The organism is Streptomyces sp. P9-A2 (assembly GCF_036634175.1).
Lineage (GTDB): Bacteria > Actinomycetota > Actinomycetes > Streptomycetales > Streptomycetaceae > Streptomyces > Streptomyces pratens.
This window is the reverse complement of record NZ_JAZIFX010000001.1, coordinates 7,117,863-7,143,704: the sequence shown is the minus strand read 5'-3', so window position 1 is coordinate 7,143,704 and position 25,842 is coordinate 7,117,863. Positions and strand designations below refer to the sequence as shown.

The 25,842-nt window shown below is 70.8% G+C and carries 17 protein-coding genes, 1 tRNA gene and 3 pseudogenes; 10 read left to right on the top strand and 11 right to left on the bottom strand.

Going from position 1 to position 25,842, the window contains the following annotated elements; genetic code table 11:
• Positions 1 to 20 precede the first annotated feature (20 nt).
• Positions 21 to 662 (top strand): TetR/AcrR family transcriptional regulator, encoded by a 642-nt coding sequence (locus tag V4Y04_RS32245; RefSeq protein ID WP_332431874.1) that lies wholly within the window; start codon positions 21 to 23, stop codon positions 660 to 662.
• Between the two features lie 32 nt (positions 663 to 694).
• Positions 695 to 832, top strand: a pseudogene (locus V4Y04_RS32240) (FAD binding domain-containing protein); the annotation flags it as partial.
• Here V4Y04_RS32240 and V4Y04_RS32235 read toward each other — a convergent pair.
• A pseudogene (locus tag V4Y04_RS32235) lies at positions 820 to 1,566 on the bottom strand (ATP-grasp peptide maturase system methyltransferase); the annotation flags it as partial. The pseudogenes V4Y04_RS32240 and V4Y04_RS32235 overlap by 13 nt on opposite strands.
• 250 nt (positions 1,567 to 1,816) lie before the next feature.
• On the opposite strand from V4Y04_RS32235, the gene V4Y04_RS32230 reads away from it, so the two are divergent.
• Positions 1,817 to 3,028 carry a globin domain-containing protein gene (locus tag V4Y04_RS32230; protein WP_332431872.1) on the top strand — a complete coding sequence of 404 codons (1,212 nt, stop codon included), beginning with the start codon at positions 1,817 to 1,819 and terminating at the stop codon, positions 3,026 to 3,028.
• 175 nt (positions 3,029 to 3,203) lie between these two features.
• Here V4Y04_RS32230 and V4Y04_RS32225 read toward each other — a convergent pair.
• The 3 genes and pseudogenes from V4Y04_RS32225 to V4Y04_RS32215 all read right to left on the bottom strand — a co-directional run.
• A pseudogene (locus V4Y04_RS32225) lies at positions 3,204 to 3,768 on the bottom strand (phosphodiester glycosidase family protein); the annotation flags it as partial.
• A 6-nt stretch (positions 3,769 to 3,774) separates the two neighbouring features.
• On the bottom strand, positions 3,775 to 4,674 hold the full coding sequence (gene rbsK, locus V4Y04_RS32220) for a ribokinase (protein WP_332431871.1): 900 nt from the start codon (positions 4,672 to 4,674) through the stop codon (positions 3,775 to 3,777).
• On the bottom strand, positions 4,671 to 5,729 hold the full coding sequence (locus V4Y04_RS32215) for a LacI family DNA-binding transcriptional regulator (RefSeq protein ID WP_332431870.1): 1,059 nt from the start codon (positions 5,727 to 5,729) through the stop codon (positions 4,671 to 4,673). The genes rbsK and V4Y04_RS32215 overlap by 4 nt, the downstream gene beginning before the upstream one ends.
• A 413-nt stretch (positions 5,730 to 6,142) precedes the next feature.
• Here V4Y04_RS32215 and uriH point away from each other — a divergent pair, with 413 nt between their 5' ends.
• The 3 genes from uriH (at position 6,143) to V4Y04_RS32200 (ending at position 10,474) form a co-directional block, all read left to right on the top strand.
• The gene (gene uriH, locus V4Y04_RS32210) at positions 6,143 to 7,090 is read left to right on the top strand and encodes a uridine-preferring nucleoside hydrolase UriH (protein WP_332431869.1); all 948 of its coding nucleotides are present in this window, start codon (positions 6,143 to 6,145) and stop codon (positions 7,088 to 7,090) included.
• Positions 7,087 to 8,526, top strand: a complete 1,440-nt coding sequence (uriT, locus tag V4Y04_RS32205; protein ID WP_332431868.1) for a uridine transporter UriT — start codon at positions 7,087 to 7,089, stop codon at positions 8,524 to 8,526. Before uriH ends, uriT begins: the two co-directional genes overlap by 4 nt.
• 526 nt (positions 8,527 to 9,052) lie before the next feature.
• Positions 9,053 to 10,474, top strand: a complete 1,422-nt coding sequence (locus tag V4Y04_RS32200; RefSeq protein ID WP_332431867.1) for an MFS transporter — start codon at positions 9,053 to 9,055, stop codon at positions 10,472 to 10,474.
• Between the two features lie 143 nt (positions 10,475 to 10,617).
• Here the strand turns inward: V4Y04_RS32200 and V4Y04_RS32195 are convergent.
• The 4 genes from V4Y04_RS32195 to sucC form a co-directional block, all read right to left on the bottom strand.
• Positions 10,618 to 10,702 (bottom strand) — tRNA-Leu (locus V4Y04_RS32195).
• Between the two features lie 151 nt (positions 10,703 to 10,853).
• Complete coding sequence (locus V4Y04_RS32190) at positions 10,854 to 12,440, bottom strand: aldehyde dehydrogenase family protein (RefSeq protein WP_332431866.1); 1,587 nt, start codon at positions 12,438 to 12,440, stop codon at positions 10,854 to 10,856.
• A gap of 94 nt (positions 12,441 to 12,534) precedes the next feature.
• On the bottom strand, positions 12,535 to 13,419 hold the full coding sequence (sucD, locus tag V4Y04_RS32185) for a succinate--CoA ligase subunit alpha (RefSeq protein WP_332431865.1): 885 nt from the start codon (positions 13,417 to 13,419) through the stop codon (positions 12,535 to 12,537).
• A gap of 11 nt (positions 13,420 to 13,430) precedes the next feature.
• On the bottom strand, positions 13,431 to 14,561 hold the full coding sequence (gene sucC, locus V4Y04_RS32180; RefSeq protein WP_332431864.1) for an ADP-forming succinate--CoA ligase subunit beta: 1,131 nt from the start codon (positions 14,559 to 14,561) through the stop codon (positions 13,431 to 13,433).
• Between the two features lie 250 nt (positions 14,562 to 14,811).
• On the opposite strand from sucC, the gene V4Y04_RS32175 reads away from it, so the two are divergent.
• From V4Y04_RS32175 to V4Y04_RS32160, 4 genes are all read left to right on the top strand, one after another.
• Entirely contained in the window at positions 14,812 to 16,494 is a 1,683-nt protein-coding gene (locus V4Y04_RS32175) for a thiamine pyrophosphate-binding protein (protein WP_332431863.1), read from the top strand.
• Between the two features lie 46 nt (positions 16,495 to 16,540).
• Complete coding sequence (gene frc / locus V4Y04_RS32170; protein ID WP_332433076.1) at positions 16,541 to 17,794, top strand: formyl-CoA transferase; 1,254 nt, start codon at positions 16,541 to 16,543, stop codon at positions 17,792 to 17,794.
• A gap of 261 nt (positions 17,795 to 18,055) precedes the next feature.
• Positions 18,056 to 20,200 (top strand): acetate--CoA ligase family protein, encoded by a 2,145-nt coding sequence (locus V4Y04_RS32165; protein WP_332431862.1) that lies wholly within the window; start codon positions 18,056 to 18,058, stop codon positions 20,198 to 20,200.
• A gap of 122 nt (positions 20,201 to 20,322) precedes the next feature.
• A complete protein-coding gene (locus tag V4Y04_RS32160; RefSeq protein WP_332431861.1) occupies positions 20,323 to 21,711 on the top strand; it encodes an OFA family MFS transporter in 1,389 nt (462 codons plus the stop codon).
• Positions 21,712 to 21,861: 150 nt separating this feature from the next.
• Here the strand turns inward: V4Y04_RS32160 and V4Y04_RS32155 are convergent, their stop codons facing one another.
• The 3 genes from V4Y04_RS32155 to eboE form a co-directional block, all read right to left on the bottom strand.
• On the bottom strand, positions 21,862 to 23,073 hold the full coding sequence (locus V4Y04_RS32155) for a sugar phosphate isomerase/epimerase family protein (RefSeq protein WP_332431860.1): 1,212 nt from the start codon (positions 23,071 to 23,073) through the stop codon (positions 21,862 to 21,864).
• 133 nt (positions 23,074 to 23,206) lie between these two features.
• Entirely contained in the window at positions 23,207 to 24,550 is a 1,344-nt protein-coding gene (locus V4Y04_RS32150) for a nucleotide pyrophosphatase/phosphodiesterase family protein (protein WP_332433075.1), read from the bottom strand.
• A 122-nt stretch (positions 24,551 to 24,672) separates the two neighbouring features.
• Positions 24,673 to 25,842, bottom strand: a complete 1,170-nt coding sequence (gene eboE / locus V4Y04_RS32145; protein ID WP_332431859.1) for a metabolite traffic protein EboE — start codon at positions 25,840 to 25,842, stop codon at positions 24,673 to 24,675.

Below are 25,842 nucleotides of genomic sequence, written 5' to 3'. Positions count from 1 at the left end.
TTACGGGAAAAGATGTCGACATGGGCAGACGACCGCAGCCGCACATCAAGGACAGGCTGCTCGACGCCTGCGCCGATTACGCCCTCGCGCACGGCCTCCCGGACCGGCTCGAGCCGCTGGCCACCGCCACCGGTACCTCGGCACGAATGCTGATCTATCACTTCGGCACCCGCGACGCCCTGTTGCGGGCCGTTCTCGGGCACGCGCGCCAACGTCAGCTCGACACATTCGGCGACCTCCTGCGGGCGCGACCCGACGAGCCCTACATCGCCACCCTGGATCGCGCCTGGACCTCGATCACCGGCTTGGAGGGGCGGCCGTACCTGCAGATGTTCGGTCAGCTGCGCGAGAGCGCAGCGCAACAGTTGTGGCCCGACTTTCGGCACACCGCCACGACCGACTGGCTCGGGCCGCTCGAGGACGGCCTGCGCAGCATCGGCCGGCCGGAGCTGGCGACGCTCGTCCTCGCCGTCATCCGTGGTCTCCTCATGGACCTCGACGCCACCGCCGACACCACCCGCACCGACCGGGCCTTCCGCGACTTCCTCGACTTCCTCGCCGCAGGCGAGCACCTGCCCAGCGGCGACGGCTCAGCCGCCCACCGCTCCCAGGCACCCGCCGGCAGCAGCACGACCAGCACCGACACGACGTCGGGCACGTAGTGCTGCGTCGCCTACCGATCGCCTGAGGTCACATCTCGCGGGCACTGGAGCCGAGTGCCTCCCCGCAGCTGCGGAACATGGCCACCATCGGCGGCAACATCATGCAGCGCACCCGCTGCACGTACTTCCGTGACGTGAGCGCCGCCTGCGACAGTTCTCAGGTCGGCAGCCGCCAGCAAGGACCGGCCGGGTCTCCCAGCCAGACGGTCTGGTCCCACTCGGTGACGGTCATGCCGAACGCGGTCTGGTCGGGCGCGCCCGCCTTCTGCCACGCGTCGAGCGCTTCCTCAACCTGGTCCCACAAGCGCAAGGGCCCGTCCTGGTGGACCGTCCAGCCGGTGCCGTCGGGCTCGGTCCATGCCTGCGAGCCGGTTGCCACGTCGACCAGGGCGAGACCGTCCCCCGTACGAACCAACTCGGCTGACGGCGCCCCGAGCTGCGCGACGAAGAGCCCGGTCAAGTCGTCCAGCAGGTCCGGGCTCACCCATGAGTCTCGCGTGCTGCCCGGATGGGCGTAGAACGTGGGGCGAGGCGGCCGCTCGTGCGGCCGGGCGAGCATGTACGACGCCTGGTCGGCCACGAACCGGCCGCGTGCGGTTCCTTTGTCATCGAGAACGAGCCGGATCAGGCCGGAGCCCAGCATCCAGCCGCTGACCGTCGTGACGATGCTGCCTCCCTCTCTGAGCTGCCACAGCCACGACGGGGGGATGGTGCGTACGGCGCACGTCGCGATCACCGCGTCATAGTCCGCACCGTCCTGGTGACCGCGCAGGCCGTCACCGACAGCGAGGTGCGGGGAGCAGCCGGCGGCCCTGAGGTGCCGTGCGGCAGCGGCTGCGAGGTCCTCGTCGTACTCGACGGAGTACACGGCCTCGTCCCCGAGCCGGTGGCACAGGATCGCGGTCACGGACGCCCGCGGGGGACCGGCTCCCCTCCCCCGCGGCAGACCTCGCCACGCCGCCGCACGACGATTCGGGCCGCCGCCTGCTCGTCGTCACCGCCCTCGCCGGCCTCTGAGGCTCGCGCGATCACATCGTCATCACGGGCAGACTCACGGCAACCCGTTCCAGCCGAGGCCACAGGCTGTGTCGCTCCGGAGGGGACGGGTACCTGGAGCGGGCCAGGAGTCCTCGCCGGCCCCGGAGGAAAGTCGCATGCTCTCCGACACATCCCGTCCCGTCATCACCGCCACGCTCCCCGTGGTCGCCGACCACATCGGTGAGATCGCCCAGCGTTTCTACCGGCATATGTTCTCCGCGCATCCCGAACTCCTCGACGGCGTCTTCAACCGCGGTAACCAGGCGCACGGCCATCAGCAGCGGGCCCTGGCCGGCTCGGTGGCGGCGTTCGCGACGACCCTGGTGGAGACACCGGAGCGAGTGCCGGAACAACTGCTGAGCCGGATCGCCCACAAGCACGCCTCGCTCGGCATCCGACCCGACCAGTACCAGGTCGTCCACGACCACCTGATGTGGGCGATCGGCGATGTCCTGGGCGACGCGGTCACCGAGGAGGTGGCCGCCGCCTGGGACGAGGTGTACTGGCTGATGGCCAACGCCCTGATCAACCAGGAACGCGGCCTCTACAGCGCCCGCGGGGTCCGGCCGGAGACGGTCTGGCGGGACTGGCGGGTGGAGCGGAAGATCAAGGAGACCGACGAGGTGGTCACCTTCGTGGTCAAGCGGAACGACGACCGCCTGGTGAAGACCTCACTGCCGGGCCAGTACGTCACCGTCCGGATGCGGATGCCCGACGGGAAGCTCCAGCCGCGCCAGTACAGCCTGACCCGCGCCGACGACGGCGAGCACCGCCAGTTCTCGGTGAAGCGGGTGCGCGGCGAGGACGGCGACCCCGACGGCGAGATGTCGGCGCTGCTGCACGACTCCGTCGGGGTGGGCGACCTCCTGACGCTGTCACTGCCGTACGGCGACGTGGTGCTCGACGACTCGGGGCGACCGGTGGTCTTCGCCAGTGCCGGCATCGGGATCTCCCCCATGGCGGGCATGCTGTCGCACCTGGTCGCGGCCGACTCCGGGCTGTCGATCACCGTTCTGCACGCCGACCTCGACGAGGCGTCCCTCCCGCTGCGGCGGCAAGTGGTCAACGACGTGCTGGCGCTGCGGGACGCGCGGATGTACCTCTGGTACGAGAAGGACGCGCGCAGCCTCGAACCGGTGGCCGGCGTCTTCGAGGGACAGATGGACCTGACCGGCGTCGACGTCCCCGACGACGCCCTCTACTACCTGTGCGGGCCGCTGCCCTTCATGCAGGCCGTGCGAAGCCGGCTGATCGAGCAGGGGGTCGCCCCGCGCGACATCCAGTACGAGGTCTTCGGCCCCGACCTGTGGCAGGCCGACCTGGACTGACCGCCGCGGCCACGGCGCCACGATCACGCCCCTTCCGCCGGTTCCGGCGGTAGGGCGATGACAGCAGGTGGGGCCACACCAGGGGGATGACGTCGATCGCTGTGCGGCAGAACTGACGGCTCACGACTCCACGCGACTCGGGGCCGGCCCAGCTCTCTGCCGAACCCGGAACGGTTCAGTTCCTGCGAGGCAATACCGACAAGGCATCCCCCGACGGGGCGTTCGCCGGCGACGTTGGGGGATCGTTGAGGACGGCACCGTCGGCCACCATGGTGGCCGAGCCGCCGCCGTCGAGGTCGACCGCGTCGCACAGTCCGAGTGCCTTGGCGACCTCAGCGCTCTCGCCGGTGCTGAGCCCGGGGGAGTCCGGTGCTGCGTCCGTCGGCGGTGACGAGCACGGTGCGGCCGACGGCGTCCACTCCGGCCTGGGTGCGCGGGCTGCGCTTGTGCACCCAGCCGTAGTACCGACTCCGGTCACCCGGGGGCACCATGCCGTCGGTGGCGGGCGTGACGTGGAGCCGTCCGTCGCGGACCGGTTCGGGACCGGCATTCAGGATGTCGGTACGGGGGGAAGGGAGCAGAACCCGGTGTCCGCGTTCGTCCAGCAGGGTCGCCTTGGCGCACAGGCGGTCGCCGACGCAGGCGAGTCCGGTCAGCTCTGCGACGCGTCAGCCGGCCTCCTGAACGGGGTCGCCACCGTCCAGGAGCGGCCCACCACGGGGTGAGCACAGCTCGACGACAACGTCTCAGCGCTGTCCCGCGAGGAAGGCCTCGACCTCGTCGTGGCGGGCGAGCGAGGGCTGGGCGCCCGCGCGTGTGGTGCTGATCGCCGCGGCGGCGCAGGCCCAGCGGGCCGCCTGTTCGAGGGTGCGGCCCTCGGCGAGGGCGACGGCGAGCGCGCCGCAGAAGGAGTCACCGGCGGCGGTGGTGTCCACGGGCCGGACACGGAACGCCGGGATGTGCAGGTGCGCGGTGCCTTCGAGGAGGAGGACCCCGTCGCCGCCGAGCGTGACGATCGCCGCGCCGGCCCCGGTCAGCTTGCGGGCGGCGGCGACGACGTCGTCGATCGTCTCCGGCACGGGCGTGCCGGTGAGGGTCGCCAGTTCCGTTCGGTTGGGGACCAGCACGTCGACGTGGGGCGGGGGGACGGCGCCGGCGACGGCGGGGGCCGGGTTGTGGAGCACGATACCGCCGGCCATTCGCGCGGCGGCGTGGTTGGCCTCGTCCGGGATCTCCTGCTGCAGGACGGTCACGGCCGCCTTCCGCAGCAGGTCCGCCGCGGCCTCGCAGTCGGCGGCGCCCACGCGGGCGTTGGCACCGGGGCTGACGATGATGGTGTTCTCGCCCGCCGGGTCGACGGCGATCAGGGCGCGGCCGGTCGCCGCGCCCGGGGTGCGGGTGATGTGCGCGGCGTCCACGCCCTCGCTGCGGACGGCGTCGAGCATGATGTCGGCCGCGTCGTCCTCGCCGACCCGGCCGACGAAAGCGACGTTCCCGCCGAGCCGGGCGGCGGCGACGGCCTGGTTGGCGCCCTTGCCGCCGGGGTGCTGGGCGATGTCACCGCCGAGGACCGTCTCGCCCGGCACGGGGTGCTGGGGAACCGGTGCGACGAGATCCAGGTTGAGGCTTCCGACGACTGCGATCACTGTTCCACCTCTGGGGTGCGGGTACTGACGGTGCCGGTTTCCTCGGTGGAGGACGCGCGGGGTGCGCTGGAGGCGCGTACGACGAGTTCGGGGGCGAGACGGACCGACCGTCGCGGCCCGCCGTTCTGTCCGGCCGGCCGATGGCCGAGCAGGTGCACGGCTTCGGCCGCCAGTGCGCGCACGGGTTGGCGGACGGTGGTCAGGGCCGGGTCGGCGAGGTCCGCCATGGGGATGTCGTCGAAGCCGGTGACGGCGATGTCGCCCGGGACGTCCACGCCGAGTTGTCGCAGCCGTTGCAGTACGCCGACCGCGAGGAGGTCGTTGGCGCAGACGACGGCGTCCGGACGGGACGGCAGGATCCGGTCCACCGCGGCCCGCCCCCACTCCAGTGAGAAGTCGCCGAGTTCGACCCGTCCGGAGCCGCGCGGGAGCAGGGCGCCGGCCTCGGCCTCGTACGCCGCGAGCCGCTCGACCGCCGCCGAGCCGGTTCCGGCGGCCCCCACGAAGCAGACCCGGCGGCGGCCGGTGGCGACCAAGTGGTCCAGGACGAGCGCCATACCGGTGGCGTTGTCGGTCGCGACCGAGTCGGCGACGCCGGGGCCGCAGCCGCGGTCCAGCAGCACCAGCGGCACGTGGGCCGCGGCCTTCGCCACCGCCTCCCGGCTCCGCTTCTCGTCGACGGCGATGATCAGCAGGGCGTCGACCTGCCGGTCCAGGAGGTCGGTGATCCGGGCGGCCTCGACCTCCGGGTCGTCGTCACAGTCGGCGAGCAGCACGGCACGTCCCTCGGCGTGCAGGGCGTGCTCCACCTCCCGCACGAGGGAGGGGAAGAAGGGGTTGGTGATCTGCGGCAGGACGAGACCGACGGTGCCGGTGGAGCGGCTGCGCAGGGCGCGGGCGACCTGGTTGGGCCGGTAGCCGAGTTCCTCGGCCGCCTCCCGTACCCTGCGGGCTGTCTCGGCCCCGACCGGACGGGTGCCGGCCAGGACCCGGGACACCGTGGCGACGGAGCAGCCCGATGCGCGGGCCACCTCTCTCAGGGTGACGTCGGTCACGGTGCGGCCCCCTTCGTTCGGTTCGGCGGCGCTGGGCCCGGTAGGGCTCCACCGGGCTGGAAGCGGCCTCCCGGAAACAATTTCGGCAAACGTTATCACCGGGAAACCATCGAATTTCCTGCTCGTGCGCATCGAAGTATGTGATGTCCGACATTGACAACAGTGCATGCTTGGGTGAAATTTCTGGAGAACGTTTTCCCACGCTATGGCCAGGGATGCGGGCAGCGATGCCGGCTCCTGTGGTCGGCGACAGCGATTCCGTACGTGTCGATGCCCCGGCAGCGCGGCGGAGACCGCTGCCACCTCCGGCGCCGGACACGTGAGCCGACGCACCCTCCGTAGTGGCCCGCCCGCGGCCGCCGCTGTGGAGATCCACCTCCTCACAGACCCGCTAGAGCGAAGGGGCTCTTCCGATGACCAGGAAAATCATCCTCGACTGCGACCCCGGGCACGACGACGCCATCGCACTGTTGCTGGCGCACGGCAACCCCGACATCGACCTGGTCGCCGTCACGACCGTGGTCGGGAACCAGACGCTGGAGAAGGTGACCCGCAACGCCCTGTCCGTGGCGCGCATCGCCGGGATCACCGGCGTGCCCTTCGCCGCCGGCTGCCCGCGGCCGCTGGTGCGGGCCATCGAGACGGCACCGGACATCCATGGCGAGACCGGTCTGGACGGCCCCGTACTGCCCGAGCCGACCCTCGAGCTGGACCGCCGGCACGCCGTCGACCTCATCATCGACACGGTGATGTCGCACGAGCCCGGCGAGATCACCATCGTCCCGACGGCCGGGCTGACGAACATCGCCCTCGCCGCGCGCAAGGAGCCCCGCATCGTCGAGCGGGTCCGCGAGGTCGTCCTGATGGGCGGCGGCTACCACGAGGGCAACTGGAGCGCGGTCGCCGAGTTCAACATCATCATCGACCCCGAGGCCGCCCACATCGTCTTCAACGAGAGCTGGCCGGTCACGATGGTCGGCCTCGACCTGACGCACCAGGCGCTGGCGACGCCCGAGGTCGCCGAGAGGATCGCGGCGGTCGGCACCAAGCCCGCCCAGTTCGTCGGCGAACTGCTGGACTTCTTCGGCGCCACCTACAAGGAGGCGCAGGGCTTCGAGCACCCGCCCGTGCACGACCCGTGCGCGGTCGCGTACGTGATCGACCCGAACGTCATGACAGTGCGCAAGGCTCCCGTGGACGTCGAACTCACCGGTGGCCTGACCCTGGGCATGACCGTGACGGACTTCCGGGCCCCGGCGCCGGCCGACTGCCACACCCAGGTCGCGGTCGAGCTCGACCGCGAGCGGTTCTGGGACCTCGTGGTGGACGCCCTCGAGCGGATCGGTGACGTCGAGGCATGAGCGCACCCGCCACCATGAGCCGGCCCGGCGAGGCGCCGGGCCGGCGCACCACCCGCGTGGGTGTGCTGCTCGCCGCACTCCTCTCGGCCTGCTTCGCCTTCCAGCTCAACGCCAGCATGCTCAGCCCCGCGCTGAAGAACATCGAGGAGAGCTTCGGGGCCAGCTCGGCCGAGATCGGGCTCACCCAGACCGCGTTCTTCACCTCGGCGGCACTGTTCTCGCTCTTCCTGCCGAGGCTGGGCGACGTCATCGGCCGGCGCAAGGTCCTGGCCGGGATGCTGGCCCTGATGGCCGTCGGCTGCGTCGTCGCCGCACTGGCGCCGAGCGTGCCGGTGCTGTTCGTCGGCCGCATCATCCAGGGCGTGTCCGGCCCGGTCGTTCCCCTCTGCCTGATCATGCTGCGGCAGGAGGTGACCGAACCGAAGAGGTACGGCACCCTGCTCGGTGTGATCACCGCCGTCAACGGCGGCATCGCCGGTGTCGACGCCCTCGCCGGGGGCTACCTCGCCGACAACTACGGCTTCCGGTCGGTCTTCTGGACGATGGCCGTCGTGGCGGTCCTCGCCACCGTTCTGGTCGCCACTCTGACTCCCGAGACCAAGGCGCCCGCCGCGACCCGGATGGACTGGCCCGGCGTCGCACTCCTCGTCGTGTCGGTCGGCTCGCTGCTCATCGCGCTGAACGAGGCCGGCAAGCTCGCCGACGCCGACTGGCTCCTCGTCGCGGCCCTCATCGTCGTCGCGGCGGTCGTCTTCGGTCTGTTCTGGCGGACCGAGAACCGCAGCGGGCATCCGCTGGTCGCCACCCGGCACCTGAAGCAGCGCTCGACCTGGGCGACCCTGCTGACCACCCTGCTCACCATGACGGGCGTGTTCGCCGTCATGAACGGGCTGATCCCGGCCCTCGCCCAGGACGGGAACGCCGGACTCGGCATGAGCGCCGAACAGTCCGCGTGGTGGACCCTCACGCCGTACGCCCTGGCCGGCCTGGCCATGGGACCCCTCGCCGGCCGGCTCGCCGCCACCTTCGGGTACAGCCGCATCCTGCGGTTCGGGCTGATCGGAGCCGTAGCAGCGGTCGTCCTGATGATCCTGACGATCGACTCCCAGTCCCGCGTCATGCTGCTGTTGGCCTCGGTCCTGGTCGGCGTCGCCTACGCGGGCGTGGCGAACATCGTGCTCAACGGGCTCGGCATCGTCCTGTCCCCCAAGGAGAACCCGGGATTCCTGCCCGGCCTGAACGCGGGGGCGTTCAACCTCGGTGCCGGTCTCAGCTTCGCGCTGCTGTACGCGGTCAAGACGGCGGCCCTGCCCGACGATCCCACGTCGCCCTCCGACTACACCGCCGGCATGATCGCCGGAGTCGTCATCCTGGCCGCCGCCTTCGCGACGTCCTTCATGATCCCGAAGCCGGTGGAGGCCGAGACCGGCGACTGATCCGGCCCTTCCGGCACCGTCTCAATGACCTCGATGGCCTCGATCGCCTCGATCCGGCGGCACTCCGGTGCGGCGACATGACGACGGCCTGCGGCGCGGGCCCGGGGATTCCTCCCGGGCCCGCGCCGCAGGCCGTTCGCGCGCGCCCGCCCGGCCTCTCCGGGTCCGCCCCGGCGCGACTCCCGTCCGCCCCGGCTCGCTCCCCGGGCCCAGAAACACCACCGGGGTCGGCCGTCCTCACCGCACGGAGTCGCTCTCGACCGGCGTCCAGGCCATCGGCGTGGGGACAGGGAGCCTGAGGGCAGGGAGCCGACTCCCCTGGTCCTCCCGTGCGCGCTCAGGGCGCCAGGCACCTCAAGTTCGTCCCACATATCGATACGGGCTGACCGGCAGGTGGGATGTTTGAGAACCTCGAGATACCTGCACCGTACACACGGCCTTCCCCCGGGAAGACGCTGCTGTCGGGCGGGCCGTCGGCGGCATACCGCCGGCGCCTGCTCTCCGCCCTCGTGCGAAAGACTGAGAAATGTCCGCATCAACCACCAGCCCGGCCCAGGCCCCCGCCAACTCGCGGTCCCGCGTCCTCGTCGCGAGCCTCATCGGCACGACGATCGAGTTCTACGACTTCTACATCTACGCGACCGCCGCGGTCCTGGTCTTCCCCTCGCTCTTCTTCCCGAACAGCGACCCGACCACGGCGCTGCTCTCGTCGTTCGCGGTGTTCGGTGCCGCGATGGTCGCGCGCCCGATCGGCGCCGTCGTCTTCGGGCACCTCGGCGACCGGCTCGGCCGCAAGGGCACGCTGGTGGCGTCGCTTCTCACCATGGGCATCGCCACCTTCCTCATCGGCGTGCTGCCCACCTACGCGCAGGCCGGCTGGATCGCCACCGCACTGCTGGTGCTGATGCGGCTCGCCCAGGGCTTCGCGCTGGGCGGCGAGTGGAGCGGCGCCGCGCTGGTCGCCACGGAGAACGCCCCGAAGAACAAGCGCGCCCTCTACGGCACGTTCCCGCAACTGGGCGCCCCGCTCGGCTTCATCATCGGCAACGGCCTCTTCCTGATCATCGGCGCTCTCCTGCCGTCCAGCGCGGGCGCCGACCCCTCGCAGCCCTCCGAAGCCTTCCTGACCTGGGGCTGGCGCATCCCGTTCCTGTTCTCGGCCGTCATGGTCGCGATCGGCCTGTGGGTGCGGATGCGCCTGGTCGAGGCGCCGGTCTTCTCCAAGACCCGTGAGGCCGGGCTGGTGCGGAAGCTGCCGCTGGCCACCGTCTTCCGCAGTCACTGGAAGCAGCTGATCCTCGGCACCTTCTTCATGCTGGCGACGTACGTGCTCTTCTACCTGATGACCACGTTCTCACTCAGCTACGGCCGTACCTCGACGGACGCCGCCGTGCCCGGCCTGGGGTACAGCTACACCACCTTCGTCCTGATGTTGATCTTCGGGGTGCTGTTCTTCGCCGCGTTCACCCTGGTCTCGGGGCCGCTCGCCGACAAGTACGGCCGGCGCGCCACCCTGATCTGGGTCACCGTCGCGATCCTGGTCTTCGGGCTGGTGTGGGTGCCGCTGATCGGCATGGGCACGCTCGGCGTGGTGCTGTGGCTGGTGCTCGGCTTCACGCTGATGGGCATGACCTTCGGCCCGATGGGCGCGCTCCTGCCGGAACTCTTCCCGACGAGCGTGCGCTACACCGGCTCGGGCATCTCGTACAACGTCAGCTCGATCCTCGGCGCGGCCGTCGCCCCGTTCATAGCGGTGGCGCTGTGGGAGGCCGCCGACGGCTCGCCGCGGCTGGTCGGCGTCTACCTCTCCTCGATGGCGCTGCTGACTCTGGTCGCGCTGCTCATCGGCAAGGAGACCAAGGACATCGCCCTCGACGAGGGCGAGACCCCCGCCGGCGTCGACGCCACCGACCGGGACGGGTCCCCCGCCGCCACCGCGGCCCGCTGAACCGTCCGCGACCCACTGCGGCCCTCTTCCCCCGCGCATGAGGGAAGAGGGCCGCAGTGTCGTTTTCGCGGGCGCTTCACGAAAACGAAGAAAGGGCCCCAACCGTCAGGTTGAGACCCTTGCTTTCATATCGCCACAGCGAGTGTCCGAGGGGGGACTTGAACCCCCACGCCCGATAAAGGGCACTAGCACCTCAAGCTAGCGCGTCTGCCATTCCGCCACCCGGACCAGGTGTCTGCCGCCTTGTCAGGAGTGATCCCGTGCGGCGACGTGGACAACCATATCAAGGTTTCGCAGTGCCTTTCACCTGCGTTTCCGTGTCCCTGGACGGAGGGCCGGGACCGGGTGGCGGAACGACTGTCGGGGGCCCAGCCCTCCGTCACGGCATGAGCTGGTACTCCGGGAAGTTGCCCGGCAGCCGCTCACCGGCAGGACCCTGGGTCACGGCCCGCACCAGAAGCTCGCCGCCGACGAACGCGCCGCGCCAGGACGCGCCGAACCCGCCGAACAGCTCGTCGCGGTCGCCCCGGGAGCGTGGTGTGCCGTGGCCGACCTTGAAGGCGCGGATCTGCGGGGCGAGCCGGTCGTAGGTGGCCCGGTCGTCCGTGGACAGGGTGGCCACCAGCGCGCCGTTGGAGGCGTTCATGGCGGCGAGCAGTTCCGCCTCCGTGTCGACGAGGACGATCGTGTCGACCGGTCCGAACGGCTCCGCGTGGTGCAGCGGGGACGAGCGGGGCGGGGCGAGGAGCGTGACGGGCTGGACGTACGCCGAGGTGTCCTGGCCGGGCAGGAAGCGGGCGTTCTCGGGCCTGCCGCGATGCAGGGGCACGGCGCCGCGTTCGACGGCCTCGGCGACCTGGTCGCGCAGTTCCCTCGCCTTGGCCGCGTTGATCACCGGGCCGAAGTCCAGGCGCGGGAAGGGGTCGTCGGGGTGCTCCACGGCGAGCGGGTGGCCGACCCTGAGCGTGCGCACCGCGGGCAGGTACGCGGCCAGGAACTCGTCGAACAGCTGCCGCTGGACGACGAAGCGCGGGTACGCCGTGCAGCGCTGCTTGCCGTAGTCGAAGAGCTTGGGCACGACCGCCGCGAACGTGTCCCAGTCCGAGTGGTTCCAGATGCCCCAGGTGTTGAGTCCTTCCTGTTCGAGGATGTGCCGCTTGCCGAGGTCGGCGACGGCCGTGGCCACGGCGGCGCCGGTGTAGCGGCCGCCGACGAAGGAGACGCAGCCGATCTCGGGCGCCCGCAGCAGCGCCTCCGACAGCTCGCCCCCGCTGCCGCTGACGAGGGTCACGGGAATGCCCTCGCGGGCGGCGAGCGCCGAGGCCAGGGTCAGGCAGGCGACGCCGCCGTCGGTGGGGGCCTTGGCGATGACCGCGTTGCCCGCCAGTGCCTGGACCAGCAGGGCGTGGACAAGCACGCTCATCGGGTAGTTCCAGCTCGCGATGTTGGAGACGGGTCCGTCCAGCGGGGTCCGGCCGTCGAGCATCCCGTCGATGCCGTCGACGTACCAGCGCACGCCGTCGATGGCCCGGTCGACGTCCGCCTGGGCGAGCCGCCAGGGTTTGCCGATCTCCCAGACGAGGAGCAGGGCCAGCAGTTCGCGGTGCTCGGTGAGGGCGTCGAGGGTGGCGCCGACGCGGGCCCGGCGTTCCGGCAGCGGGACGTGCCGCCAGGCGCGGTGCTGGTCGAGCGCGGCGTGTACGGCGCGCCGGGCGGTGACCGGGTCCAGGCGCGGCGGACCCGCGACGGGGCTGCCGTCGACGGGGCTGGCGGCGGGCAGCGTCCGGCCGTCGGCCTGCCAGGCGGCGTTCCAGAGGTTGAGGACTCGGTCGTCCCGGAATGCCTCGGGGGCGACGGCGAGGCAGCGTTGCCAGGCGTCGGTCCAGGAGGTGCCGGCCTTGAGGGTGAGGGTGGGTGGGGCCGTCGCAGCGGATGAGGCTGTCGGGGTGGTCGGGGTGGATGCCATGCGGTTCGCTCCGCTCTCGGTGCACAGTCGAGAGAAGGGGGCCCTTGGGGCCGCCCCCGGCTGGGGTGGTGGCGGTCGAAAGGACGGGCCGGGGTCACCGCCCCGCTTCCAGGACGGCGAGCACGTGCCGTGCCGTCTCCGTGGGGGTGCCGCCCACCCGGACACCGACGGCTTCGAGCGCTTCCTTCTTGGCCCGTGCCGTGCCCGAGGAGCCGGAGACGATCGCGCCTGCGTGTCCCATGGTACGGCCCTCGGGTGCGGTGAAGCCCGCGATGTAGGCGACGACCGGCTTGGTGACGTGCTCGCGGATGTAGGCCGCCGCGCGTTCCTCGGCGTCGCCGCCGATCTCGCCGATGAGGACGACGAGGTCGGTGTCGGGGTCGTCCTGGAAGGCGGCGAGGCAGTCGATGTGGGTGGTGCCGACGACGGGGTCGCCGCCGATGCCGACGCAGGTGGAGAAGCCGGTGTCCCGCAGCTCGTACATGAGCTGGTAGGTGAGGGTGCCGGACTTGGAGACCAGTCCGACGGGGCCCGGCTTGGTGATGTCGGCCGGAATGATGCCGGCGTTGGACTGTCCGGGGGTGATCAGGCCGGGGCAGTTGGGGCCGATGACCCGGGTGCCCTTGCGCCGTGCGTGGGTGGTGAAGGCGACGGAGTCGTGGACGGGGATGCCCTCGGTGATGACGACGGCCAGGCCGATTCCGGCGTCGGCCGCTTCGACGACGGCCGACCTGGCGAAGGCCGGCGGTACGAAGACGACCGTGACGTCGGCTCCGGTCGCCTGTATACCGTCGGCGACCGATCCGAAGACGGGCACCGCACGGTCGTCGAAGTCGACGCTCCGGCCGGCCTTGCGCGGGTTGACCCCGCCGACGACGTCGGTGCCGGCCGCGAGCATGCGCCGGGTGTGCTTCATGCCCTCGCCGCCGGTCATGCCCTGGACGAGGACCTTGCTCTCCTTGGTGAGGTGGATCGCCATGACCGGTCTCCTCAGGCTGTGGTGGCGAGTTCGGCCGCGCGGTGCGCCGCGCCGTCCATGGTGGTGACCTGCTCGACGAGCGGGTGCGCGTGCGCGTCGAGAATGGCGCGGCCTCGGGCCGCGTTGTTGCCGTCGAGGCGGACGACGAGCGGTTTGGTCAGCCGGACGGTGCCGAGGGCCCGGACGATGCCGTCGGCCACCGCGTCGCAGGCGGTGATGCCGCCGAAGACGTTGACGAAGACGGACTTCACGGCCGGGTCGGAGAGGATGACGGAGAGTCCGTCCGCCATGATCTGCGCCGACGCCCCGCCGCCGATGTCGAGGAAGTCGGCTGGTCGGGCCCCGCAGCCGGCGACGACGTCGAGGGTCGACATGACCAGGCCGGCGCCATTGCCGATGATGCCGACCTCGCCGTCCAGCTTGACGTAGTTGAGGCCCTTCGCCACCGCGGCCACCTCCAGCGGGTCCTCGTGGCCGGTGTCCTCGGTACCCCAACGTGCTTGTCGGAAGCGCGCGTTGTCGTCGAGGGTGACCTTGCCGTCGAGAGCCATGATCCGTCCGTCGCCGGTGCGGACGAGCGGGTTGACCTCGACCAGCAGGGCGTCCTCGCGGACGAGGACCTCCCACAGCCGGACCAGGACGTCGACGGACTGCGGCGGCAGGCCGGCCGCGTCGGCGATGCGGGCCGCGGTCGCCGAGGTGACGCCCTCGGCGGGGTCGACGGGGATGCGGGCGACGGCCTCGGGGCGGGTGGCGGCGACCTCCTCGATGTCCATGCCGCCCTCGGCGGAGGCGATCGCGAGGAAGCGGCCGGCCGCACGGTCGAGGACGTAGGAGACGTAGAACTCGTCCCGGATGTCGACGGGGCGGGCGAGCATGACCTTGCCGACGGTGTGGCCCTTGATGTCCATGCCGAGGATCTGGCGTGCCGTCAGCTCGGCGGCGGCCGGGTCGGCGGCGAGCTTCACGCCGCCCGCCTTGCCGCGTCCGCCGGTCTTGACCTGCGCCTTGACGACGACACGGCCACCGAGCCGGCGGGCGATCTCGCGGGCCTGTTTGGGCGAGTCGGTGACCTCGGCCGCCGGCACCACGATGCCGTGTTCCTCGAAGAGTTCGCGTGCCTGATGTTCATACAGGTCCATCTCGGCTCCTGTCTGCGAAGACGACGGAAGGCTGCCGGAAGGTCGCGGGGAGGGATGGGAGGCGGCCCGGAGTCCGGCGGCGGAAAAGTGCAGCGCACCCCCTGGACACCTCCCATGGGATGCGGGATAACAAGCTTCATACAGTATTCGTCGACTGTATGCAATGTACTGCGAGAGCGGTGCACGAGAGCGGTGCACGAGAGCAGTACACGAGAGCGTTCCCACCCCTATGAAGGGACAGGACTTCGCCATGCCCGACGACACACAGGACCTGGTCTCCGGCGGTCATCTCGTAGCCAAGGCCCTCAAGGCCGAGGGCGTCGACCGCATCTACACGCTGTGCGGCGGCCACATCATCGACATCTACGACGGCTGCGTCGACGAGGGCATCGAGGTCGTCGACGTACGTCACGAACAGGTCGCCGCGCACGCGGCCGACGGCTACGCGCGCATCACCGGCAAGCCGGGCTGCGCGGTCGTCACCGCGGGCCCGGGCACCACCGACGCCGTCACCGGGGTGGCCAACGCCTTCCGGGCCGAGTCCCCCATGCTGCTGATCGGTGGTCAGGGGGCCCTGTCCCAGCACAAGATGGGGTCCCTGCAGGACCTGCCGCACGTCGACATGATGAGTCCCATCACCAAGTTCGCGGCGACCGTGCCGCACACGGCGCGGGCCGCGGACATGGTGTCGATGGCCTTCCGCGAGTGCTACCACGGCGCCCCCGGCCCCTCCTTCCTGGAGATCCCGCGGGACGTCCTGGACGCCAAGGTCCCGGCGTCCACGGCGCGCGTACCGCGGCAGGGGGCCTACCGCACCTCGACGCGCTCGCCCGGCGACCCCGAGGCCGTCGAGAAACTCGCCGATCTGCTGGTGCACGCCGAGAAGCCGGCGATCCTGCTCGGCAGCCAGGTGTGGACCACCCGGGGCACCGAGGCGGCCGTCGAACTCGTCCGCGCCCTCAACATCCCCGCGTACATGAACGGCGCGGGGCGCGGCACCCTGCCGCCCGGGGACCCGCACCACTTCCAGCTCTCCCGCCGGTACGCCTTCACCAACGCCGACGTCATCGTGATCGTCGGCACGCCCTTCGACTTCCGCATGGGCTACGGCAAGCGGCTCTCCCCCACCGCGACGGTCGTGCAGATCGACCTCGACTACCGCACCGTCGGCAAGAACCGCGACATCGACCTCGGCATCGTCGGCGACGCGGGACTGGTGCTGAGGTCGGTGACCGAGGCGGCGTCCGGCCGGGTCAACGGTGGTGCCTCGCGGCGCAAGGAGTGGCTGGACGAACTGCGGGCCGCCGAGCAGACGGCGCTGGAGAAGCGGCTGCCGCAGCTCAGGTCGGACGCCTCACCCATCCACCCGTACCGGCTGGTCGGCGAGATCAACGACTTCCTCACCGAGGACTCGATCTACATCGGCGACGGCGGCGACATCGTCACCTTCTCCGGGCAGGTCGTGCAGCCCAGGTCACCCGGCCACTGGATGGACCCGGGCCCGCTCGGCACGCTCGGCGTCGGGGTCCCCTTCGTGCTCGCGGCCAAGCAGGCGCGGCCCGACAAGGAGGTCGTCGCCCTCTTCGGCGACGGCGCCTTCTCGCTGACCGGCTGGGACTTCGAGACCCTCGTCCGCTACGACCTGCCGTTCGTCGGCATCGTCGGCAACAACTCCTCGATGAACCAGATCCGTTACGGCCAGGCCGCCAAGTACGGCAAGGAGCGCGAGCGGGTCGGCAACACCCTCGGCGACGTCCCGTACGACAAGTTCGCGCAGATGTTGGGCGGGCACGGCGAGGAGGTCCGCGACCCGGCCGACATCGGCCCCGCGCTGCGCCGGGCCCGCGAGTCGGGCAAGCCGTCCCTGATCAACGTCTGGGTCGACCCGGACGCGTACGCCCCCGGAACCATGAACCAGACCATGTACAAGTGAGGTGACCCCGGTGACCACCGAGACCGCCACGAGCACGCCCACCGCCATATCCGCCGCCACGGGCGCACTCCCCGCCAAGGCCCTCGACGGGGTCCGCGTCCTGGACATGACGCATGTCCAGTCCGGGCCCTCCGCGACCCAGCTGCTGGCCTGGCTCGGCGCGGACGTCGTCAAGCTGGAGGCCCCGACCGGGGACATCACGCGCACACAGCTGCGCGACCTCCCCGACGTCGACTCCCTCTACTTCACGATGCTCAACTGCAACAAGCGGAGCATCACCCTCAACACCAAGACCGAGCGCGGCAAGGAGATCCTCACCGAGCTGATCCGGCGCTCGGACGTCATGGTCGAGAACTTCGGGCCGGGCGCCGTCGACCGGATGGGCTTCACCTGGGACCGCATCAAGGAGATCAACCCACGGATCGTCTATGCCTCCATCAAGGGGTTCGGCGACGGTCCGTACACCGCCTTCAAGGCGTACGAGGTCGTCGCGCAGGCCATGGGCGGGGCGATGTCGACCACCGGTTTCGAGGAGGGGCCGCCGCTGGCGACGGGCGCCCAGATCGGGGACTCGGGCACGGGCATCCACGTGGTGGCGGGCATCCTCGCCGCGCTGTTCCAGCGGGAGTCCACCGGGCGCGGGCAGCGGGTGAACGTGGCCATGCAGCACGCGGTGCTCAACCTCTGCCGGGTGAAGCTGCGCGACCAGCAGCGCCTGGCCCACGGTCCGCTCGCCGAATATCCCAACGAGGACTTCGGCGACGAGGTCCCCCGGTCCGGGAACGCGTCCGGCGGCGGGCAGCCCGGCTGGGCGGTCAAGTGCGCGCCGGGCGGTCCGAACGACTACGTGTACGTGATCGTGCAGCCCGTCGGCTGGAAGCCGCTCAGTGAGCTGATCGGCCGGCCGGAGCTGGCCGAGGACCCCGACTGGGCGACGCCGCAGGCCCGGCTGCCCAAGCTCGGCAAGCTGTTCCAGCTGATCGAGGAGTGGTCCTCGACGCTGCCCAAGTGGGAGGTGCTGGAACGGCTGAACGCGCACAACATCCCGTGCGGGCCGATCCTGTCCACCAGGGAGATCATCGAGGACGCCTCGCTGGCGGCGAACGGGATGGTCGTCACCGTCCCGCACCCCGAGCGCGGTGAGTTCGTCACCGTCGGCAGCCCGCTGAAGCTCTCCGACTCCCCCGTCGACGTGGTCGCCTCCCCGCTGCTCGGCGAGCACAACGAAGAGGTGTTCGTCGGCGAACTCGGCCTCGGTGACGAGGAACTGCGCCTGCTCAAGTCGAACGGGGTGATCTGACTTGAACCCTCCCCCAGCTCAAGCGGGGGGATTCCTGGCTCAGGAAGCCCCGCAGGTCAGCGACCTGCAAGGTCCTACTCCCTCAACACCAGCCGGGACGGAACCTTCCCGGTTTGTCGAGCAAGGCTCGGGTGTGCCGTCCTGGTTCTCGATCGACACGGTATGCGCGCTCGGTTCTCGCCACGCACGGCAGACGCTCTACCCGATCACGTGCCCCCACCCTGGCCTGAAGGCCGGGGCATCCTCGAAGGAGATCAGGTGATGGCCGAGGACCGCACGCTCCGGGTGCGCGCGCTGCTCGAGGCGGTGCGCGCCGAGGGGCGCACCTCGCTCACCGCCCCCGAGGGCAAGGTGCTGGCGGACGCGTACGGGATCGCCGTACCGGGTGAGGAGCTGGCGACGGACGTCGACGAGGCCGTGGCGTACGCGGCGCGGTTCGGCGGGCCCGTCGTGATGAAGATCGTCTCACCGGACATCCTGCACAAGACCGATGCCGGCGGTGTGATCGTCGGGGTGGAGGGCGCGGCCGACGTGCGGGCGGTGTTCTGCCGGATCGTGGAGAACGCGCGCGCGTACGACCCTGCCGCCCGGATCGACGGCGTGCAGGTGCAGGAACTGCTGCCGCAGGGGCAGGAGGTCATCGTCGGGGCGGTCACGGACCCGACGTTCGGGAAGGTGGTGGCGTTCGGGCTCGGCGGGGTGCTCGTCGAGGTGCTCAAGGACGTCACCTTCCGGCTCGCCCCGGTGGACGCGGACGAGGCGCTGTCGATGCTGGACTCGATCCGTGCGGCGGAGATCCTGCGCGGGGTGCGCGGGCAGGCCGGTGTGGACCGGTGGGCGCTCGCCGAACAGATCCGCCGGGTGTCGCAACTCGTCGCGGACTTCCCGGAGATCGCCGAGGTGGACCTCAACCCGGTGATCGCCACACCGGACGGCGCGGTCGCCGCCGACATCCGGGTGATCCTGGCGACCGAGGTGCCGAAGGAGCGCCGCCAGTACTCGCGTGAGGAGATCCTCGCCTCCATGCGGCGGCTGATGCAGCCGCGTTCGGTCGCCGTGATCGGCGCCTCCGCCGAGCCGGGCAAGATCGGCAACTCGGTGATGCGCAACCTGGTGGACGGCGGCTTCGCCGGGGAGATCCATCCGGTGAACCCCAAGTCCGATGACATTCTGGGCCGCAAGGCGTACAAGAGTGTCACGGACGTCCCCGGTGAGGTGGATGTGGCGGTCTTCGCGATTCCCGCCAGGTTCGTGGCCGCGGCGCTGGAGGAGGTGGGGCGCAAGGGGATCCCGAACGCCGTCCTCATCCCCTCCGGGTTCGCGGAGACCGGGGAGCAGGAGCTCCAGGACGAGATCGTGGCGATCGCCGAGCGGCACGGCGTCCGGCTGCTCGGACCCAACATCTACGGCTACTACTCGACGTGGCACGACCTGTGCGCCACGTTCTGCACGCCGTACGACGTCAAGGGCGGGGTCGCGCTGACGTCGCAGTCGGGCGGTATCGGGATGGCCATCCTGGGGTTCGCGCGCACCACGCGGACGGGTGTGTCGGCGATCGTCGGGCTGGGCAACAAGTCGGACCTGGACGAGGACGACCTGCTGACCTGGTTCGGGCAGGACCCGCGCACCGACTGCATCGCCATGCACCTGGAGGATCTCAAGGACGGGCGGGCGTTCGTGCGGGCCGCGCGCGAGACGGTGCCGAAGAAGCCGGTCGTGGTGCTGAAGGCGGGGCGTACGGCGGCGGGCGCGAGGGCCGCGGGCTCGCACACCGGCGCGCTGGCGGGCGACGACGCCGTGTACGACGACATCCTGCGGCAGGCCGGGGTGATCCGCGCGCCGGGTCTCGGCGACATGCTCGAGTACGCGCGCGCGTTGCCGGTGCTGCCCGCCCCGAGGGGCGACAACGTCGTGATCATCACGGGGGCGGGCGGCAGCGGGGTGCTGCTGTCGGACGCGGTGACGGACAACGGGCTGTCGCTGATGGAGATCCCGCCGGATCTGGACGCGGCGTTCCGCGCGTTCATTCCGCCCTTCGGGGCGGCCGGCAACCCGGTGGACATCACCGGGGGCGAGCCGCCGTCGACGTACGAGGCGACGATCCGGCTGGGGCTGGAGGATCCGCGCGTCCACGCGCTCGTCCTCGGTTACTGGCACACCATCGTCACGCCTCCCATGGTGTTCGCGGAGCTCACCGCGCGGGTGGTGGCGGAGTTCCGTGAACGGGGCGTCGAGAAGCCGGTGGTGGCGTCATTGGCGGGCGATGTGGAGGTCGAGGAGGCGTGCCGGTACCTCTTCGAGCGGGGCGTCGTGGCGTACCCGTACACGACGGAGCGGCCGGTGGCGGTCCTCGGGGCGAAGTACCGCTGGGCGCGGGCGGCGGGGTTGTTGGGGGGCGGTTCATGAGGTGAGTGGACCGGGGGCCGGCCGACGGTGCGCGTCGGCCGGCCCTCAGGACCCGAGCGCGCACGAAAGGCATTGGACAGGGGGCGCTGGCCAGAACTTTCGACGCAAGGGGTGCGAACGACATGACGACGACCGATCTGCGTACTTCGGTTCCCTACCGGGAGGTGGCCGACGCGAACGGACGCGTCTACCGCCTCGGTGAGACCGACATCGACATCATGGGCCGCAAGCGCAAGTGGATGGTCATCCTGCCGTGGATCGGCATGATGGGCATCAGCTCGGCGGAGTACGCGTTCGCCTCCGCCGAGGACACCCTGCACACGGCCCATTCATGGAGCAGCGCGCACATCTTCTGGATGCTGGGCGTGTGGGTGTTCTTCCAGGCGGCGGTGGCCTTCCCTGCGGGCAAGCTGCGGGAGAGCGGGCAACTGCCGGCCCGCTGGGCGATGATGTGCGGCGCGGTGGGGACCCTGCTGGGCTATGTCTCGCTGGCCTTCGCACCGCATGTGATCGTCGCGTATCTCGGCTTCGGCATGTTCAGCGGTATGGGTGCCGGCATGGTGTACGCGACCTGCGTGAACATGGTCGCCAAGTGGTATCCGGAGCGCAAGGGCGGCAAGACCGGCTTCGTGAACGGCGGTTTCGCCTACGGTTCGGTGCCGTTCGTCTTCATCTTCACCGGCTACATGGACCTCACCAACTTCCGCTGGGTGCTGGTCGCGGTGGGTGTGTTCCTGGCCGGTGTGGTGGCGGGAGCCGGCTACTTCTTCAAGGACCCGCCGAAGAACTGGTGGCCGGCCGACATCGATCCGCTGAAGAAGCCGACCGACGCGCGCACCCGGCGCGCGATGGAGAAGAACCCGCCGGCCGTGCACCAGTACACCCCCATGGAGGCGTGGCGGACCGGCCGGGTGGGCCTGATGTGGTTCTGCCTGCTGTGCACGTCCGGGGTGAACATCTTCGGTATCGCCTTCCAGGTGCCCTTCGGTGACGACGCGGGCTTCGCGGGCGGCATCGTGGCGACCGCCATGTCCCTGAAGGCGATCGTCAACGGGACCGGCCGCGGTGTCATCGGCTGGCTCTCCGACCGGTACGGCCGCAAGCAGTGCCTGATCTTCGTCTGTATCGTCCTCGGGCTGTCCCAGTACGGCATCCTGTTCTCCGGGAACATCGGGAACCTGCCGCTGTTCCTGCTGTTCTCGTCGATCTCCGGGTTCGGCGGCGGTGCCATCTTCCCGATGTTCGCCGCGATGACCGCCGACTACTTCGGTGAGAACAACAACGCCACGAACTACGGCCTGGTGTACTCCTCGAAGCTCGTCTCCGGTCTGCTCGGATCCGGCATGGGTGCCGTTGTGGTGGCGGCCTGGGACTACGCGGGCGCGTTCGTCCTGGCGGGTTCGATCTCCCTGTTCGCCGGTTGCGTCGCGGTGTTCCTGCATCCCCCGGGGCGGCCCAAGCCCAGGCGGATCAGCCCGAACCCGCAGCCGCTCGGCGACGAGACGGCCTGACTCCACGGACCGCCGGAGCCGCATACCGTCCCCCACGGAGCACCGGCACGAGAGCTTCGTCCACGCGGACCGGGCGGCCCCTCCCGCAGTGCTGCGGGAGGGGCCGCCCGGTCCGTGTTCCCGGTCAGCGGTCCCGATCCGTGGTCCCGGTCAGCGGCGCCGCTTGCGCAGGGCCGCCAGGTTGTCGTAGCCGATCTTGGCCTCCCGCAGCGACTGCCCGGGGTCGGTGGCGCTCGGGGCGTTGTCGTCCTCGATCATCGGGTTGCGGTAGTCGTGCTGCCCGACCCGGGAGAAGAACGTCGTGTAGTCGATGACTCCGGTTCCGAAGGGAACCATCTCGTAGCCCATGCCGTTGGTCGTGCTGACGACGCCGTCCTTGGCGTGGAAGAGCGGGTAGCGCTTGCTGTTGCGGGCGACCAGGCCGGCCGGGTCGAAGACGTTCCTGCGGGTGGAGCCGTCGTGGGCGGTGTACGTGTGGAACTTGTACTGGGCGACGTGCGCCCAGAAGATGTCCATCTCCAGCCAGACGGTCTTCGGGTCGGTGACCTTGAGGAAGTACTCCAGCTTCCGGATGCCCGAACTGCGGGTGGGCCGGCCCTGGTCGTCCAGGGGGCCGCGGTCGAGCAGGAAGCCGTAGGCGCCGTCGTGGTTGTGGGTGTAGAGCTTGACGCCCTCGCGGCGGGCGATCGCGCCGAGGGCGTTCCACTTGTCGGCGGCCACGTCCCAGTCGGCGCGGTGGGAGCTGCCGGTGGGGTCGCCGCCGGTGCCCATGTGGTCCAGGCCGAGGATGTTGGCGATCTCGAGGTGCTTCTTGAAGGTGTCCAGGTCTGCCGTGGTCAACGGCCAGGAGGAGGGGATGAAGCCGTGGTTGCCCTGGGCGCGCAGGCCGTAGTCGTCGAGCCAGGAGCGCAGCAGCCTGGCTCCCGCGACGGATTCCAGACTGGCGCCGCCGGGTGCGTTCGCGTGCTGGTTGTAGCCGGCGAACTCCACCTGGCGGTAGCCGTGGCGGGCCAGTTGCTTGAACACCTCGCGGAAGCCGGAGGGCAGATCGGTGGACAGGGGGTCGCGGCCGGTGGCGTCACGGACGGTGTAGAGGATGATGCCGCGCTTGTGCGGGGGGACGAGCACCTGCCCGCCGTGTCCGTGGTCGTGTCCGTGGTCGTGGTCTCTGCCGCGGTCGTGGGCCAGGGCGGGGGCGGCCCCGAAGACGGGGAGCGCGACGGCTCCGGCCGCCACGGCGGTGCAGGTGCTGAGGAAACGGCGCCGGTCCACGCCCAGGGAACGGCGCAGTCCCTCGTCCGGGGCGTCGGTGGCCGAGGCGATGACGGCCTCGGCGCGGGAGGGGTCGGAGTACGAGGTCACGAGTGGCCTGCCTTCTCGGTCGTGGCCGGTTCCGGTCCCGCCGGGACCGACCGTTGTCAGTGCCGTGTGTTTCACTCTCCGTAGCTGGATCTCGGAGGGCCCTGAGTGGTGGTGCGTCAGCCGTGGTGGTGCGTCAGCCGAGTCCGGCGAGTTGGAGCAGGAGTTGCTTGACATCGGTGGCCGCGACGCGGTCTCCGACGGCACGAGGGAGGGAGCAGATGAGGAGCGGACCGTCGTCGTCGCTCGCAGGGAGGCGGCCATGGCTGCCCCGAACAGGTGACGGGTCGAGGGGCACGACCGCCATCCGGTAGCGCATGCCGATCTTCTTGCGCGCCAGCGCGGTGGCCGCCTTCACCTTGACGTACGGGTCGAGGGGGTCCATGAAGAGCTCGACCGGGTCGTAGCCGGGTTTGCGGTGGATCTCGACGAGCTGCGCGAAGTCGGGTGCGCGTTCGTCGTCGAGCCAGTAGTAGTACGTGAACCAGGCATCGGGTTCGGCGACGGCGACCAGTTCGCCGGCGCGCGGATGGTCGAGGTGATGGGCCTTCTTGCCCTCGTCGTCGAGGAGCTGATCGATGCCGGGCAGTCCTTCGAGGGCGGCCCGGGTGGCGTCGAGGTCCTCGGGGCGGCGCACGTAGACGTGGGCGATCTGGTGGTCGGCGACCGCGAAGGCGCGCGAGGCCATCGGATCGAGGTACTCCATGCCGTCCTGTGTGTGCACCTCCAGCAGGCCCGCGCGGCGCAGGGCGCGGTTGATGTCCACGGTCCGGTTCACCCGGGTGATGCCGTACTCGGACAGGGCGACGACGGTACGGCCCTCGGCGCGCGCGTCGTCGAGCAGCGGGGCCAGGGCGGCGTCCAGGTCCGCGGCGGCTTTCAGGGAGCGCGGGTCGTCGGGGCCGAAGCGCTGCAGGTCGTAGTCGAGGTGAGGGAGGTAGCAGAGGGTCAGGTCGGGGTGGCGGGTGCTCATGATGTGGCGGGTGGCGTCGATGATCCACCGGCTGGAGGCGAGGTCGGCTCCGGGCCCCCAGAAGTGGAACAGGGGGAACGTGCCGAACTTCTCGGTGAGTTCGTCGTGCAGGGCGGCCGGCCGGGTGTAGCAGTCCGGCTCCTTGCGGCCGTCGGCGTAGTAGACCGGGCGGGGGGTGACGGTGATGTCGGTGTCGGCGCCCATGGCGTACCACCAGCAGATGTTGGCGACGGTGTAGCCGGGGTGCGCGCGGCGGGCGGCGTCCCAGAGTTTGTCCCCGGAGACGAGACCGTTGTGCTGGCGCCACAGCAGGACGTCACCGAGCTCGCGGAAGTACCAGCCGTTGCCGACGATGCCGTGTTCGGAGGGGAGGGTGCCGGTGAGGAAGGTGGACTGGGCGGCGCAGGTGACGGCGGGCAGCACGGTGCCGAGCGGTGCGCGGGAGCCGGACTGGCCGAGCCTCTTGAGATGGGGCATGTGGTCGAGGAGGCGGGGGGTGAGGCCCACGACGTCGAGGACGAGGAGGGGGGTGGGGCCGGCGGCCTCGGGTTCCGTGGCGGGGTCCGCGGTGCGGTCCGGCGTGGGGTCCGCGGTGCGGTCTGTCGTGGGGTCTGGCGCGGGGTCCGGGGTCAAGGGAGTTCCTTCAGGCCTAGGTCCGTCAGCAGGTCGCGGGCGAGGGTGAGTTCGGCGGCGATGCCGTCGGCGAGCTGGGCGCGTCCCCTGGGCCGCAGCTCGGGTGGGAGGGCCTGCCAGGTGTAGGTCTCGACCTCGAGGTGGTGGGTGAGGGGGTGCGGGCCGCCGACGAGGCGGGTCAGGGCGGTCTTCAGCACGGGCAGCGTGGAGGTGAGGGGCGCGGTGGGAGCCGCGTGCAGCGGGACGTGGAAGTGGGCGCGCCAGGGCGCCCCGTCGGGCAGGGTGTCGCCGGCCAGGGCCTCGGCGAGGTCGTCGGTGCCGCGCAGTCCGGCGGCGGTGGAGGTGCGGGTCTGGTGCAGGAAGCGGGGCTCGGCGAAGGCGCGCAGGGCCTCGCGGACCTCGGGCAGATGAGGCTGCTCCGCGTGCAGGGCGGCGGAGAGCTGGGACTTGACCACGGGGATACCGGCCCCGGCGAGGTCGTCCAGGGCGGTGTGCGGATCTTCGAAGGAGGTGGCGAGGTGGCAGGTGTCGACGCAGATGCCGATGCGGTCGTGGCCGATCGCGGTGAGCGGTGCGATGGCGTCGTGGGTGGTTTCGACGACGCAGCCGGGTTCCGGTTCCAGGGCGATGCGGAGGGAGCGCCCGGTCAGCTCCTGGAGGGCGTCGAGGCGCTCGGCGAGGGTGCGCAGGGCGAGGCGGGAGGCTTCGGCACGCTCCGTGTCGTGGGCGGTGCGCCAGGCCAGCGGCAGGGTGGAGATGCTGCCGTCGACCACGTCGTCGGGGAGCAGTCCGGCGAGGAGGCGGGCCAGGGAGGTGGTGTACTCCAGGCGTTCGGGGTCGGCCCAGTCCGGTGTGTAGACGCGGTACTTGACCTCCTCGGCGCCGAATCCCTCGTAGGGGAAGCCGTTGAGGGTGACGACCTCGAGGCCGCGCCGGTCGAGTTCGCAGCGCAGACCGCGCAGGGCGGACGGGTCGGTGACGAGGGCGCGGGCGGCGTCCTTGGCGAGCCACAGGCCGATGCCGAGCCGGTCGCGGCCGAGCCGGCGGCGGACGGGTTCGCAGTGGTCCCGCAGTTGGGCGAGGACACCGTCGAGGGTCTCGGCCGGGTGCACGTTGGTGCAGTAGGCGAGGTGGACGGTGGACCCGTCGGGGTGGCGGAAGCGCAT

What these genes read in the sequence shown, in the direction of transcription:
- sucC (WP_332431864.1), bottom strand. Translation starts at nt 14,561, where the DNA reads ATGGACCTGTATGAACATCAGGCACGCGAACTCTTCGAGGAACACGGC.
- sucD (WP_332431865.1), bottom strand. Translation starts at nt 13,419, where the DNA reads ATGGCGATCCACCTCACCAAGGAGAGCAAGGTCCTCGTCCAGGGCATG.
- uriH (WP_332431869.1), top strand. Translation starts at nt 6,143, where the DNA reads ATGACCAGGAAAATCATCCTCGACTGCGACCCCGGGCACGACGACGCC.
- V4Y04_RS32190 (WP_332431866.1), bottom strand. Translation starts at nt 12,440, where the DNA reads ATGGCATCCACCCCGACCACCCCGACAGCCTCATCCGCTGCGACGGCC.
- V4Y04_RS32245 (WP_332431874.1), top strand. Translation starts at nt 21, where the DNA reads ATGGGCAGACGACCGCAGCCGCACATCAAGGACAGGCTGCTCGACGCC.
- V4Y04_RS32165 (WP_332431862.1), top strand. Translation starts at nt 18,056, where the DNA reads ATGGCCGAGGACCGCACGCTCCGGGTGCGCGCGCTGCTCGAGGCGGTG.
- V4Y04_RS32175 (WP_332431863.1), top strand. Translation starts at nt 14,812, where the DNA reads ATGCCCGACGACACACAGGACCTGGTCTCCGGCGGTCATCTCGTAGCC.
- V4Y04_RS32200 (WP_332431867.1), top strand. Translation starts at nt 9,053, where the DNA reads ATGTCCGCATCAACCACCAGCCCGGCCCAGGCCCCCGCCAACTCGCGG.
- eboE (WP_332431859.1), bottom strand. Translation starts at nt 25,842, where the DNA reads ATGCGCTTCCGCCACCCCGACGGGTCCACCGTCCACCTCGCCTACTGC.
- uriT (WP_332431868.1), top strand. Translation starts at nt 7,087, where the DNA reads ATGAGCGCACCCGCCACCATGAGCCGGCCCGGCGAGGCGCCGGGCCGG.
- V4Y04_RS32160 (WP_332431861.1), top strand. Translation starts at nt 20,323, where the DNA reads ATGACGACGACCGATCTGCGTACTTCGGTTCCCTACCGGGAGGTGGCC.
- V4Y04_RS32230 (WP_332431872.1), top strand. Translation starts at nt 1,817, where the DNA reads ATGCTCTCCGACACATCCCGTCCCGTCATCACCGCCACGCTCCCCGTG.